Source organism: Nocardioides secundeburneus, from assembly GCF_039939255.1.
Classification (GTDB): Bacteria; Actinomycetota; Actinomycetes; order Propionibacteriales; family Nocardioidaceae; genus Nocardioides.
Window position 1 is genome coordinate 55,579 of the sequence record NZ_JBDUUE010000006.1, and the last position, 13,417, is coordinate 68,995.

At 74.1% G+C, this 13,417-nt stretch carries 9 protein-coding genes; all 9 read right to left on the reverse strand.

Annotation, left to right across the window (positions count from 1 at the left end; all coding sequences use genetic code 11):
- Nucleotides 1-46 precede the first annotated feature (46 nt).
- The 9 genes from ABFT23_RS16615 to ABFT23_RS16655 all read right to left on the reverse strand — a co-directional run bounded on the left by ABFT23_RS16615 (nt 47) and on the right by ABFT23_RS16655 (nt 13,403).
- Nucleotides 47-1,090, reverse strand: coding sequence for a quinone-dependent dihydroorotate dehydrogenase (locus tag ABFT23_RS16615; RefSeq protein WP_347897166.1), 1,044 nt, complete (start codon nt 1,088-1,090; stop codon nt 47-49).
- The gene (gene carB / locus ABFT23_RS16620; protein WP_347897168.1) at nt 1,087-4,389 is read right to left on the reverse strand and encodes a carbamoyl-phosphate synthase large subunit; all 3,303 of its coding nucleotides are present in this window, start codon (nt 4,387-4,389) and stop codon (nt 1,087-1,089) included. The genes ABFT23_RS16615 and carB overlap by 4 nt, the downstream gene beginning before the upstream one ends.
- A 1-nt stretch (nt 4,390) precedes the next feature.
- Nucleotides 4,391-5,590 (reverse strand): glutamine-hydrolyzing carbamoyl-phosphate synthase small subunit, encoded by a 1,200-nt coding sequence (gene carA, locus ABFT23_RS16625; RefSeq protein WP_347897170.1) that lies wholly within the window; start codon nt 5,588-5,590, stop codon nt 4,391-4,393.
- Between the two features lie 65 nt (nt 5,591-5,655).
- Entirely contained in the window at nt 5,656-8,115 is a 2,460-nt protein-coding gene (gene hrpB, locus ABFT23_RS16630; RefSeq protein ID WP_347897172.1) for an ATP-dependent helicase HrpB, read from the reverse strand.
- Between the two features lie 46 nt (nt 8,116-8,161).
- Nucleotides 8,162-9,475: a dihydroorotase gene (locus ABFT23_RS16635; RefSeq protein ID WP_347897174.1), complete on the reverse strand. Its 1,314-nt coding sequence runs from the start codon at nt 9,473-9,475 to the stop codon at nt 8,162-8,164.
- Nucleotides 9,472-10,401 carry an aspartate carbamoyltransferase catalytic subunit gene (locus tag ABFT23_RS16640; RefSeq protein WP_347897175.1) on the reverse strand — a complete coding sequence of 310 codons (930 nt, stop codon included), beginning with the start codon at nt 10,399-10,401 and terminating at the stop codon, nt 9,472-9,474. The genes ABFT23_RS16635 and ABFT23_RS16640 overlap by 4 nt, the downstream gene beginning before the upstream one ends.
- Nucleotides 10,398-10,955, reverse strand: coding sequence for a bifunctional pyr operon transcriptional regulator/uracil phosphoribosyltransferase PyrR (gene pyrR / locus ABFT23_RS16645; RefSeq protein WP_347897177.1), 558 nt, complete (start codon nt 10,953-10,955; stop codon nt 10,398-10,400). The genes ABFT23_RS16640 and pyrR overlap by 4 nt, the downstream gene beginning before the upstream one ends.
- A gap of 80 nt (nt 10,956-11,035) precedes the next feature.
- Nucleotides 11,036-12,046, reverse strand: coding sequence for an NADPH:quinone reductase (locus ABFT23_RS16650; protein ID WP_347897179.1), 1,011 nt, complete (start codon nt 12,044-12,046; stop codon nt 11,036-11,038).
- 46 nt (nt 12,047-12,092) lie between these two features.
- Nucleotides 12,093-13,403 carry a MinD/ParA family ATP-binding protein gene (locus ABFT23_RS16655; protein WP_347897181.1) on the reverse strand — a complete coding sequence of 437 codons (1,311 nt, stop codon included), beginning with the start codon at nt 13,401-13,403 and terminating at the stop codon, nt 12,093-12,095.
- Nucleotides 13,404-13,417 lie beyond the last annotated feature (14 nt).

The window sequence follows — 13,417 nt, forward strand, 5'->3', positions numbered from 1 at the left end:
TGCGAGCGCCCTCGGCGCTCGCAACCGGTGTCTCGAAACCCAACATCTAACGGAGCCCCTTCACGATGCGTCGTGGCCACAGCGGGCCGTCGTAGACGAACGCCGTGTAGCCCTGCACGAGGTCGGCGCCGGCGTCCAGCCTCTCGCGGGCGTCGTCGGCCGTCGAGATGCCGCCGACGCCGATCAGCGTGAGGTCGGGCCCGACGCGGCCGCGCAGCAGGCGCAGCACCTCGGTGGCACGGGCCAGGAGCGGGCGACCGGACAGTCCGCCGGCGCCGACCTCCTCGACCTGCGAGGGGTGGCTGCGCAGGCCGTCACGGCTGATGGTGGTGTTGGTCGCGCTGATGCCGTCGAGACCCAGCTCGCCGGCGAGGTCGGCGACGGCGAGCACGTCGTCGTCGGCGAGGTCGGGGGCGATCTTGACCACCAGCGGCACCCGCCCGCGGCTGCTCGGCGTGACGTCGTCGGCCACCCCACGCACGTGGGCCAGCAGGGGGCCGAGCCGCTCGACCGCCTGGAGGCTGCGCAGGCCGGGGGTGTTGGGCGAGGAGACGTTGACGACGAGGTAGTCGGCGTGCGGGGTGAGCAGGCGCGTCGAGGCCGCGTAGTCGTCGAGCACGGCCTGCTCGTCGTCGTCGGGCACGACCTTGGTCTTGCCGATGTTGACGCCGAGCACGGTGCGGCTGCCGTCGGCCGGGCCGGCGGCGCCCCGCTCGGCCAGGCGGGCCGCCACGACCTCGGCGCCGTCGTTGTTGAAGCCCATCCGGTTGACGACGGCCCGGTCGGAGACGAGCCGGAACAGACGCGGCTGCGAGTTGCCCGGCTGCGCCTGGGCGGTGACGGTGCCGATCTCGACGTGGCCGAACCCGAGCGCACCGAGGGCGTCGATGCCGACGGCGTTCTTGTCGAAGCCGGCCGCGAGGCCGAGCGCGTGCGGGAACGTGAGGCCCATGGCCTCGACCGGGCGGCCCTGCGGGCGCCACCGGCCGACGGCCGGCGCCGCCGTCCGGATCGCGCGGAAGCCCAGGTGGTGGGCCCTCTCGGCGTCCATGCGGCGGAAGCCGTGCTCGAACAGCCGTTGGTAGATCACCGGGAAGCTGCCCAGTCCTGGAGGGAGCGGACGCCGATGTCGCCGCGCCGCCTGGCCTCGATGCCCTGGACGGCGGCGCCGAGCCCCTGCACGGTGGTGATGCACGGGACGTTGGCCATGACAGCCGCGGTGCGGATCTCGTAGCCGTCGAGGCGCACGTTGCCGCCGGTGCCGGCGCCGTAGGGCGTGTTGACGATGAGGTCGATCTCGCCGTCGTGGATGAGCTGCACGGTGGTCTTCTCGCCCTGCGGGCCGGGGCCTTCGTGCTGCTTGCGGACGACGGTGCAGGTGACGCCGTTGCGGCGCAGCACCTCCGCGGTGCCCTGGGTGGCGAGGATCTCGAAGCCGAGGTCGGCGAGCACCTTGACCGGGAAGATCATCGAGCGCTTGTCGCGGTTGGCCATCGAGACGAACACCTTGCCCTCGGTGGGCAGCGGTCCGAACGCGGCGGCCTGGCTCTTGGAGAACGCGGCCCCGAAGTCGCGGTCGAAGCCCATCACCTCGCCGGTCGACTTCATCTCCGGGCCGAGCACGGTGTCGACCTGCTGGCCGTCGGGGGTGCGGAACCGGTTGAACGGCATCACCGCCTCCTTGACCGCGATCGGCTGGTCGGGTGGCAGCGCGCCGCCGTCGCCGGTGGCCGGCAGGAGACCGGCCGCGCGCAGGTCGGCGACCGACTCGCCGAGCATCACCCGGGCCGCGGCCTTGGCCAGCGGTGTCGCGGTGGCCTTCGAGACGAACGGCACGGTGCGCGAGGCGCGGGGGTTGGCCTCGAGCACGTAGAGCACGTCGGAGCCGAGAGCGAACTGGATGTTGATGAGGCCGCGGACGCCGACACCGCGGGCGATGGCCTCGGTCGCCGTGCGGATGCGGCCGACCTCGCGCTCGCCGAGCGTGATCGGCGGCAGCGCGCACGAGGAGTCGCCGGAGTGGATGCCGGCCTCCTCGATGTGCTCCATCACGCCGCCGAGGAACAGCTCGTCGCCGTCGAAGATGGCGTCGACGTCGACCTCGACGGCGTCGTCGACGAACCGGTCGACGAGCACCGGTGCGTCGCGGCCGATGAGCCCGGAGGTGACGTACTTGCCCAGGTAGGTGCGCAGCGTCTCGTCGTCGTAGACGATGACCATGCCGCGACCGCCGAGCACGTACGACGGGCGCACGAGCACCGGGTAGCCGATCTCGGCGGCGACGACGGCGGCCTCGTCGACCGAGGTGGCGGTGCCGTGCTGGGGCGCGACGAGACCGGCGTCGGCGAGCACGCGCCCGAACAGGCCACGGTCCTCGGCGAGGTCGATGGCGTCGGGCGAGGTGCCGACGATCGGGACGCCGGCCGCGGCGAGGCCCTGGGCGAGGCCGAGCGGCGTCTGGCCGCCGAGCTGGCAGATCACGCCGGCGATGGGGCCGGCCTGCCGCTCGGCGTGCACGACCTCGAGGACGTCCTCGAGCGTGAGCGGCTCGAAGTAGAGCCGGTCGGAGGTGTCGTAGTCGGTGGAGACCGTCTCGGGGTTGCAGTTGACCATCACGGTGTCGTAGCCGGCCTCGCTCAGCGCGAGGGAGGCGTGCACGCAGGAGTAGTCGAACTCGATGCCCTGGCCGATGCGGTTGGGCCCGGAGCCGAGGATGATCACGGCCGGCCGCTCGCGCGGGGCCACCTCGCTCTCCTCGTCGTAGGAGGAGTAGTGGTAGGGCGTCTTGGCCGCGAACTCCGCCGCGCACGTGTCGACGGTCTTGTAGACCGGTCGGATGCCGAGCGCGTGCCGGACGCCGCGCACGACGTCGGGCGTCATGCCGCGGATCTTGCCGATCTGGGCGTCGGAGAAGCCGTGGCGCTTGGCCAGGCGCAGCAGGTCGGGCGTGAGCTCGGGGGCCTCGGTGACCGCCGCGGCGACCTCGTTGATGAGCGCGAGCTGGTCGACGTACCAGGGGTCGATCCTGGTCGCCTCGAAGATCTCCTCCGGCGTGGCGCCGGCCCGCATGGCGTCCATGACCTTCTTCAGCCGGCCGTCGTGCGGGACCTTGATCTCCTCGAGCAGCGCGGCCTTGTCGAGGTCGACCCACTCCTGGTGCCAGTCGAAGGGGGCGTCCTTCGACTCCAGGCTGCGCAGCGCCTTCTGCAGGGCCTCGGTGAAGCTGCGCCCGATGGCCATCGCCTCGCCGACCGACTTCATGTGCGTGGTGAGCGTGGGGTCGGCGCCGGGGAACTTCTCGAACGCGAACCGGGGCACCTTGACGACGACGTAGTCGAGCGTGGGCTCGAAGGAGGCGGGGGTCTCCTCGGTGATGTCGTTGCGGATCTCGTCGAGGGTGTAGCCGACGGCGACCTTGGCGGCGATCTTGGCGATCGGGAACCCGGTGGCCTTGCTCGCCAGGGCCGAGGAGCGCGAGACGCGCGGGTTCATCTCGATGACGATGACCCGGCCGTCGGCGGGGTTGACGGCGTACTGGATGTTGCAGCCGCCGGTGTCGACGCCGACCTCGCGGATGATGCCGATGGCCAGGTCGCGCAGGTACTGGTACTCGCGGTCGGTGAGCGTCATGGCCGGCGCGACGGTGATCGAGTCGCCGGTGTGCACGCCCATCGGGTCGAGGTTCTCGATCGAGCAGACGATGACGACGTTGTCGGCCTTGTCGCGCATCACCTCCAGCTCGTACTCCTTCCACCCGATGATCGACTCCTCGATCAGCACCTCGGTCGTCGGGCTGGCGGCCAGGCCGGCGCCGGCGATGCGCTCGAGGTCGTCGGGGCCGTAGGCGATGCCCGAGCCGGTGCCGCCCATCGTGAAGGACGGTCGGACGACGGCCGGGTAGCCGAGCTCGGCGACCGCGGCCTCGCAGTCGGCGAGGGTGTGGCACACCCGGCTGCGGGCGACCTGTCCCCCGACCTTCGCGACGATCGCGTTGAACTGCTCGCGGTTCTCCCCGCGGTGGATGGCCTCGAAGCTGGCGCCGATCATCTCGACGCCGTACTTCTCGAGCACGCCGTTCTCGTGCAGCGCGATCGCGGCGTTGAGCGCCGTCTGGCCGCCGAGGGTGGGCAGCAGGGCGTCGGGGCGCTCCTTGGCGATGACCATCTCGACGAACTCGGGCGTGATCGGCTCGACGTAGGTGGCGTCGGCGAACTCCGGGTCGGTCATGATCGTGGCCGGATTGGAGTTGACCAGGACGACGCGCAGGCCCTCCTCCTTGAGCACCCGGCAGGCCTGGGTGCCGGAGTAGTCGAACTCGCAGGCCTGGCCGATGATGATCGGCCCGGAGCCGATCACCATCACGGACTTGATGTCGTCGCGCTTCGGCATCTCAGGCCTCCTTCTCGTCGGCGTCGGCGTCGGCGTCGGTCGAGGTGCGAGCGGAGCGAGCCTCGGGACCCGTCGACATCAGATCGACGAACCGGTCGAACAGGTAAGCCGCGTCGTGGGGGCCGGCCGCGGCCTCGGGGTGGTACTGGACCGAGAAGCCGGTCAGCGCGCCGGAGGCGTCGCGCAGCTCGAGGCCCTCGACGACGTCGTCGTTGAGGCACACGTGGGAGACGGAGGCCTCGCCGTAGGGCGTCGTGGTGGAGCCCTCGAGCGGGGCGTCGACGGCGAAGCCGTGGTTGTGCGCGGTGACCTCGACCTTGCCGGTGGTGCGGTCGATCACGGGCTGGTTGATGCCGCGGTGGCCGTACTTGAGCTTGTAGGTGCCGAAGCCGAGCGCGCGACCGAAGAGCTGGTTGCCGAAGCAGATGCCGAAGTAGGGCAGGCCCTGCGCGAGCGCGGCCTGGAGCACCTCGACCTGGTGGGTCGTCGCGGCGGGGTCGCCGGGGCCGTTGGAGTAGAAGAGCCCGTCGGGGTTCACGGCGTTGACGTCGTCGAGGCTCGCCGTCGCGGGCAGCACGTGCACCTCGCAGCCGCGCTCGGCCATGCGGTGCGGCGTCATGGTCTTGATGCCGAGGTCGAGGGCCGCGACGGTGAAGCGCTTCTCGCCCCAAGGCCCGGGGAGCGCCGGCACCACGTAGGCGGCCTCGGTGGAGACCTGGCTGGCCAGCTCGGTGCCGGCCATCTCGCCGGACGCCCTGACCCGCTCGAGCAGGGCGGCCGGGTCGGTCTCGACGGTGGAGATGCCGACCTTCATCGCGCCGCGCTCGCGCAGGTGACGGGTGAGGGCGCGGGTGTCGACGCCGGAGATGCCGACGACGCCCTGGGCGCGCAGCTCGTCGTCGAGGCTGCGCACGCTGCGCCAGCTGCTCGGCACCCGGGCGGGGTCGCGCACGACGTAGCCGGCGACCCAGATGCGCGACGACTCGGGGTCGTCGTCGTTCACCCCGGTGTTGCCGATGTGCGGCGCGGTCATGACGACGACCTGCCGGTGGTAGGACGGGTCGGTCAGCGTCTCCTGGTAGCCGGTCATGCCGGTGTTGAAGACCGCTTCGCCGAAGGTCTCGCCCTCGGCACCGTAGTTGTCGCCGCGGAAGGTGCGACCGTCCTCGAGGACCAGGATCGCGGGGGCATGCACAGGCACGCCGTACCTCCTTCTCCGCCTCACAGGACGGTGGTTAAAGGATGTATGAGCCGTCGCAGACCCTATCAGCGGCCGCGGCGTGCGGTGCCACGGGACGCGGGCGCGGACGCGCCGTCCTCGGGCCAGGCGTGCTTGGGGTAGCGCCCGCGCAGGTCGGCGCGCACCTGCGGGTAGCCGGTGGTCCAGAACCGGGCGAGGTCGTCGGTGACGGCGGCCGGTCGGCGGGCGGGCGAGAGCAGGTGCAGCAGCAGCGGGACGCGGCCGTCGGCGATCGTCGGGGTCGTCGTCCAGCCGAAGACCTCCTGCACGCGGACGGCGAGCACGGGCTTCTCCCCCGCCCCGTAGTCGATGCGCACCTGCGAGCCGCTCGGCACGGTGACCCGCTCGGGCGCGAGCTCGTCGAGGCGGCCGGCCTCGGGCCAGGGCAGCAGCCGGCGCAGCGCCTGGACGACGTCGAGGCGGCGTGGGTCGGTGGTGCCGTCGAGCCAGTCGGTGGCGCGGTCGAGCAGGGCGTCGTCGGAGACGTCGGGCCACGGCTCGCCGAGGGCGCCGTGCAGGAACGCCAGGCGTTGCCGGAGGCCGGTCGCCGGCTCGGTCCAGCGCAGGACGCCGAGCCCGTCGCGACAGAGAGCGTCGGCGACGGCGGCGGCGACGGCGGCCGGGTCGGGGTCGCCGACCGGCGTCGAGGTCAGCTCGATCGCGCCGAGCCGGGTGACGCGGCGGGCGGTGGTGCGGCCGTCGCGCCAGGTGACGACGTCGTCCTCGGCCCACAGGGCGGCCGCGGCCTCGAGCGCGGTGTCCTCGTCGATCGGGGCGGCGCCGCGGACGGTCGCGTCGCGCTGCCCCGGACGGCGCTCGGCGTCGGCGACCGCGAGCCACGGCGTGCCGGCCAGCGGCGAGCCGGGTGGCAGGACCGCGCCCGTGCCGCCGACGGTGGCGTAGGAGGTGCCGTTGGGGCGCAGGCGGGCGATCCGGTCCGGGTGGGCGAGGGCGGCGACGAGGCCGACGGCCTGGTCGTCGCTGAGCCCGTCGTGGCCCTCCCCCGGCACGTCGCCGACCGAACGCTCCAGCCGCGCGACGCTGCTGCGCCAGTCGCGGTGGCGTCGGGCCTCGCGCAGCGCCGCGACGAGGTCGGCCCCGGGGGCGCGGACGTCGTCGGCGAGCAGCGCGACGACCTCGGCCGCGCGGCGGCGTCCGACGGCGGTGGCGCCGTCGAGCAGGGCGCGGGCCAGGCGCGGGTCGGCGGGCACGCGGGCGATCGCGCGGCCGCGGTCGGTGATGGCGCCGCCGTCGAGGGCGCCGAGGGCCCGCAGGGTCTCGTGGGCGGCGTCGCGCGCGGCGGCGGGCGGGCGGTCGAGCAGGGCGAGGCCCGCGCCGTCGGGGTCGCCCCACGCGGCCAGCTCGAGCACGTAGGAGGCGAGGTCGGCCGTGAGCACCTCGGGCTCGGGGTGCTCGGCCAGGTGGAGGTGGTCGGCCTCCGACCAGCACCGGTGGACGACGCCCGGGCCCTCGCGACCGGCACGGCCGGCGCGCTGGCCGGCCGCCGCCCGGCTCGCCCGCACGGTGACGAGCCCGGCCAGGCCGCGCCGGTGGTCGGTCTGCGGACGGCGCGCGAGGCCGGCGTCGACGACGACCCGGACGCCGGGCACGGTGAGGCTCGACTCGGCGACCGCGGTGGAGACCACCACGCGCCGCCGTGGGCCGGGGGTGAGCGCGCGGTCCTGGTCGCGGACGTCGAGGCGGCCGTGCAGCTCGAGCACGTCGGCGTCGACCCCGGCCAGGCGCCGCACGACACCGCCGACCTCGCCGACGCCGGGAAGGAAGACGAGCACGTCGCCGTCGTCGTGGTCGAGCGCGAGGCGGGTCGTGGCGGCGACGTGGTCGAGGAAGCCGGGCGTCACACCGCGGTCGTCGCGGGTGAGCACGCCGGGCGGTGGGGCGTGCCAGCGTCGCTCCACCGGGTGCAGGGCGCCCGGGACGTCGACGACCTCGGCCCCGAGCAGGGCGGCGGTGCGCCCGGCCTCGATCGTCGCCGACATCGCGACGAGGGCCAGGTCGTCGCGCAGGTGGCGGCGCACGTCGACGAGGAAGGCCAGCGCGAGGTCGGCGTCGAGCTGGCGCTCGTGCACCTCGTCGAGGACGACGGCGCCCACGCCGGCGAGCTCGGGGTCGCGCTGCAGGCGCCGCAGCAGCAGGCCCGTGGTGACCACCTCGACCCGCGTCCCGGCGCTGGTGCGGCTCTCGCCGCGCACGGCGTAGCCGACGGTGCCCCCGACGGGCTCGCCGACCAGGTGGGCGAGCCGGCGCGCGGCCGCTCTCACCGCGATCCGCCGCGGCTGCGTGACGATCACCCGGCCGCCGGCGGCCACCGCGACGGCGGGCGGCACGAGGGTCGTCTTGCCCGACCCCGGTGGCGCCTGGACGACGACCGCGCCGCGTCCGCGGACGGCGTCCGAGATCGCGGTGAGGCCGGCCGCGACCGGCAGGTCGGGCGGGTGGGCGAGGAGCCGCTCGAGCGGGGTCACGAGGTCTCGAGGCTCGTCGCCAGGGCACCTCGCACCTCGACCGCCGTCAGACGAGCGCCCCGTCGAGCACGGTCGGCGTGCCGCGCAGGAACGTCGCCACGACGGAGGCGCCGAGCGTGCGCCCGTGCCACGGGTTGTTGCGCGACAGCGAGACCGAGGCGTCGCGGTCGACGACGAGCGGCGTGGCCGGGTCGACCAGCACGAGGTTCGCCGGGGCGCCGACCTCGAGGTCGGCTCCCTGGCCGGACAGCCCGGCGATGCGGGCCGGGTTGGCCGACATCACCCGCGCGACGCCGTGCCAGTCGAGCAGGCCGGAGTCGACCATGACCGAGGCGACCAGCGGCAGCGCGGTCTCGAGGCCGAGCATGCCGAACGCGGCGTCGACGAAGGCGTGCTCCTTGTCGTGGCGCGCGTGCGGGGCGTGGTCGGTGGCGACGGCGTCGATGGTGCCGTCGGCGAGCGCGGTGCGAAGTGCGTCGACGTCCTCCTGCGGACGCAACGGCGGGTTGACCTTGAAGGTCGGGTCGTAGCCCCCGTTGACCGAGCCGAGCAGGTCGGTGGTCAGCAGCAGGTGGTGCGGCGTGACCTCCGCGGTGACCTGGATGCCCTGCGCCTTCGCCCACCGCAGCACCTCGACGGTGCCCGCGGTCGAGGCGTGCGCGACGTGCACGCGCGAGCCGGTGTGGCGCGCGAGCATGACGTCGCGGGCGACGATGACCTCCTCGGCGACGCCGGGCCACCCGGGCAGACCGAGGCGCCCGGAGAGCTCGCCCTCGTGGCAGCACGCGGTGGGTCCGGCGAGCGAGGGCTCCTGAGCGTGCTGCGAGACCACGCCGCCGAACGCCTTGACGTACTCCAGCGCGCGGCGCATCACGCGCGCGTCGGCGACGCACCGGCCGTCGTCGGAGAACACGGTGACGCCGGCGCGCGAGCGGTGCATGAGGCCGAGCTCGGCGAGCTCCTCGCCCCCGAGGCCGCGGGTGACCGCACCGACCGGGTGGACGTCGACCAGGCCGGCCGCGCGGCCGAGGTCGTGCACGCGCTCGGCGGCCTCGGCGGTGTCGGTGACCGGGCTCGTGTTGGCCATCGCGAGCACGGCGGTGAACCCGCCGACCGCGGCGGCGCGCGAGCCGGTGCGCACGGTCTCGGCGTCCTCGCGGCCGGGCTCGCGCAGGTGGGTGTGCAGGTCGACGAGCCCGGGCAGCGCGACCAGGCCGTCGGCGTCGACGACGGTCACGCTGCTCGCGCTGCCGCCGGCGATCGGGCCGGTGGAGATCTCGGCGATCACGCCGTCGCGCAGCAGCAGGTCGGTGGGTGCGCCGCCGTAGGGGGCGGCACCCTTGATGAGGATGTCGGTCACGCGTCGTCTCCTGCGAGGAGGTGGTAGAGGATCGCCATGCGCACCGCGACGCCGGCCGAGACCTGCTCGAGCACCAGCGACTGCGCCGCGTCGGCGGCGTCGGCGGCGATCTCGAGGCCGCGGTTCATCGGCCCGGGGTGGCAGATGGGCACGTCGGGGCCGAGCACCGCGAGCCGGTCGCGGGTGAGGCCGTAGCCGACGGTGTACTCGCGGGCGCTGGGGAAGAACCCGCCGCTCATGCGCTCGCGCTGCACGCGGAGCATCATCACGGCGTCGGCCGTCGGCAGCACCTCGTCGAGGTCGTAGGCGGTGGCGAAGCCGGCCTCGGCCGACCACGACCCGACGCCGCTCGGCATCAGCGTCGGGGGCGCGACGACGGTGACCTCGGCGCCGAGCTTGGTGAGCAGCTTGACGTTGCTGCGGAAGACCCGGCTGTGGGTGAGGTCGCCGACGATCGCGACGTGGCGGCCCTCGAGCGAGCCGAGGCGGCGCTGCAGCGTGTAGGCGTCGAGTAGGGCCTGCGTGGGGTGCTCGTGGGTGCCGTCGCCGGCGTTGAGCACCGCGGCGTCGACCCACTGGCTGACCTGGAGGGCGGCACCGCTGGCCGGGTGGCGCATCACGAGCGCGTCGACGCCCATCGCGGCGATGGTGAGCACGGTGTCGCGCAGGCTCTCGCCCTTGCTGGCCGAGCTGCCCTTGGCGGCGATGTTGATGGTGTCGGCCGAGAGCCACTTGCCGGCGATCTCGAAGCTCGAGCGGGTGCGGGTGGAGTCCTCGAAGAACAGGTTGATGATCGTGCGGCCACGCAGCGCGGGCAGCTTCTTGACCTGGCGCTTCTGCACGTCGTGCATCTCGGCGGCGGTCGCGAAGAGCGTGGCGGCGTCGTCGGCCGAGACGTCGTCGATGGAGAGCAGGTGACGTTTCACGAGGAGATCCACACCCCCTCGAGGTCGTCGACGTCGGCGAGGCGCACCATCACCCGCTCGGTGCGGGCGCTGGGCAGGTTCTTGCCGACGTGGTCGGCGCGGATCGGCAGCTCGCGGTGCCCGCGGTCGACCAGCACCGCGAGCCGGACGACGTCGGGCCGGCCGAGGTCGTTGAGGGCGTCGAGCGCCGAGCGCACCGTGCGGCCGGAGTAGAGGACGTCGTCGACGAGGACGACGGTGCGCCCGTCGACGCCGCCGGGCGGCACGTCGGTGGGGTGCGGGCTGCGCGCGGGGTGGCGGCGCAGGTCGTCGCGGTACATCGTCACGTCGAGCGCGCCGACCGGGACGGCAACGCCCTCGACGTCCTTGATGCGCGCCGCGATGCGACGGGCGAGCGGGACGCCGCGGCTCGGGATGCCGAGGAGCACGAGGTCGCCGGCGCCTTTGTTGCGCTCGAGGATCTCGTGGGAGATGCGGGTGAGGGCCCGGGCGATGTCACCGGGCTCGAGGACGGTGCGTCCTTCGGGGGCTACTGCGTCGGATTCAGCGGACATGTCGTCTGCCGGACCTCCTTCTCCGCCTCACGGGACGGCTCGTTAAAGGATGTCGGTGCGCGGCGAGACTAGCAGCAGGCTCAGGCGCCGGCGATGTCGACGAGCACCTTGCCGACGGCGCCTCCCTCGACGGCGTCGTGGGCGGCCGCGGTCTCCGACAGCGGGTAGTGGTGCAGCGGGACGCCGGCCTCCTCGCCCACGCGCAGGGCCCCGGCCGCGACCGCGGCGCTGACCTCGTCGGCGCCGACCCGTAGCCGGTCGGCGGGCGCGGTGTAGAGCAGGATGCCCTGCAGCCGCACGTTCTTGGAGAAGCTCGGGCGCAGGGGCAGCGTCGCCTCGTCGCCGCCGTTGTTGGCGTAGTAGGCGATGGTGCCGGCGTTGCGCACGACGTCGAGGTCGAGGGCCAGGTTCGTCGCCGGCGCCACCTCGACGACGAGGTCGACGCCGTCGGGGGCGACCTCGCGCACGCGGGCCGCGACGTCGTCGCGGGTGTAGTCGACCACGTGCCGGGCACCGGCGGCCCGCGCGAGGTCACCCTTGGCGTCGCTGCTGACCGTGGTGAGCACCGTGGCGCCGGCCCAGGTCGCGAGCTGGATCGCAGCGTTGCCGACCGCGCCCGCGCCGCCCTGCACCAGCACCGAGCGACCGCTCATCGACCCGGCGCCCAGCGACTCGCCGTCGAGCGTGAGCGCCCGGTGCGCGGTGAGCGCGGGCACGCCCAGGCTCGCCCCGAGGTCGAAGGAGGCCTCGTCGGGCAGCGGGACGACGTGGTCGGCCGGCTGCAGCGTGAGCTCGGCCGCCGTGCCGACCGCGCGGCCGTGCTGGGCCATCCGCAGCCAGACCCGGTCGCCCGGGGCCACGTGCACGACCCCCTCGCCGACGGACTCGACCACGCCCGCGCCGTCCTGGCCCGGCGAGACGACGTCGTGCTGCTTGGGCGAGACGCCCGCGCGGAACTTCCAGTCGGTCGGGTTCACCCCGGCCCGCACCACCCGCACCACGACCTCCCCCGGCCCCGGCTCGGGGTCGGGCAGCTCGACCAGGTGGAGCACCGACGACGGACCGTTCTCGGAGTAGACGACTGCGCGCATGGCTCCGGTCTACTCCATCGGCGGTGGAGGCGGGTCGCGACCCGGCCTACAACGCCTCGGCCATGGCCGCACAGGCGGTGAGCCAGGAGCGCCTGGTGGCCTGCGAGAGCTGGCCGTAGGGGACGACGCCACCTGCGACCAGCACGGGATCGTAGGGCACCCGGTGCACGCCCCGGGTGCGCTGCTCGTAGACGTCGACGAGGTCGGCGGCGAGCTTGCCGTCGACCTGCGGCGACGGGTCGGAGAGCACCGTCAGGCACTTGCGCTTGAGGTCGGTCAGCCCGGCGTCCTGGAGGGCGTCGAGCATCCACAGTCCGCTGTAGCCGGTGTCCTCGCGCACGGTGCTGGTGACGACGAGCAGGTCGGCGGCCTCGGCCGCGGCGAGCCAGTTCTCGGCGCGCATGTTGTTGCCGGTGTCGACCAGCAGGATCCGGTAGAACCGCTCGAGCAGCCGGTGCACCTCGCGGAAGTCCTCGGCGCGGATCATGCCGGTGACGTCGGGGCGCTCGTCGGAGGCGAGCACGTCGAAGTGCGCGTCGCCCTGGGCCCGCACGAACGCGCCGAGGTCGCCGATGCGCGACTGGTAGACGTCCTTGAACCGGCCGAGGTCCTCGAGCAGCTCGCGGGTGGTGTTGCGGTGGGAGCCCCGGATGCCCCGGATGCCGAGGGTGCCGCGAGTCTCGTTGTTGTCCCACGCGACGACGCCACCGCCGCGCACGGTCCCGAACGTGTAGCCGGCCGCGAGCACGCCGGTGGTCTTGGCCGCGCCGCCCTTGGGGTTGATGAACACGATGGTGCGCGGGCCGTCGAAGTCGCGCTGGATGGCCGAGCGCTCGCGCTCGAAGGCGACCTCCTTGGCGCCCATCGACGGCTTGATGGTGCCGCCGCTCCACCGGCGCACCCGGCCCCGCCAGCCCCACGTGGCCGGGCCGAGCTGCTGGTCGCTGTCGCGACGGTCGAGGAAGTCGGTCGCGCTCATGAAGCGCCGGATCTCGGGCTCGGGCTGCGGGGTCGGCTGCGGGGTCGGCGGCGGGGTCGGCTGCGGGGTCGGCTGCGGGGTCGGCTGCGGGGTGACGGGCGGGGTCGCGGGCGGTGGGGCGGTCGGCCATGCGGCCGGCGGGGGGCCGGCCGGTGGCGGGCCGGCCGGCATCGGCGGTCGGGGCGCGGCCGGGCTCGTGAGGTCGGCCCGGCTGGGGTGATCGGTCGGCACGTCGGCCCGACGGTGCCCCGGCGAGGTGTGCTCGCGCGCCTCGGCCGCGCGCCGGCGCGCGAACTCGTCGAGCTCGGCGGCGGTGTAGAGCCGGTCGCTCGTGCTCGTCACGGCCTCGTCGCCCGACGAGGTGGGGGGCTGCGTCATGAGGGCTCCTCCGA

What these genes read in the sequence shown, in the direction of transcription:
- pyrR (WP_347897177.1), bottom strand. Translation starts at nt 10,955, where the DNA reads ATGTCCGCTGAATCCGACGCAGTAGCCCCCGAAGGACGCACCGTCCTC.
- ABFT23_RS16655 (WP_347897181.1), bottom strand. Translation starts at nt 13,403, where the DNA reads ATGACGCAGCCCCCCACCTCGTCGGGCGACGAGGCCGTGACGAGCACG.
- ABFT23_RS16650 (WP_347897179.1), bottom strand. Translation starts at nt 12,046, where the DNA reads ATGCGCGCAGTCGTCTACTCCGAGAACGGTCCGTCGTCGGTGCTCCAC.
- carB (WP_347897168.1), bottom strand. Translation starts at nt 4,389, where the DNA reads ATGCCGAAGCGCGACGACATCAAGTCCGTGATGGTGATCGGCTCCGGG.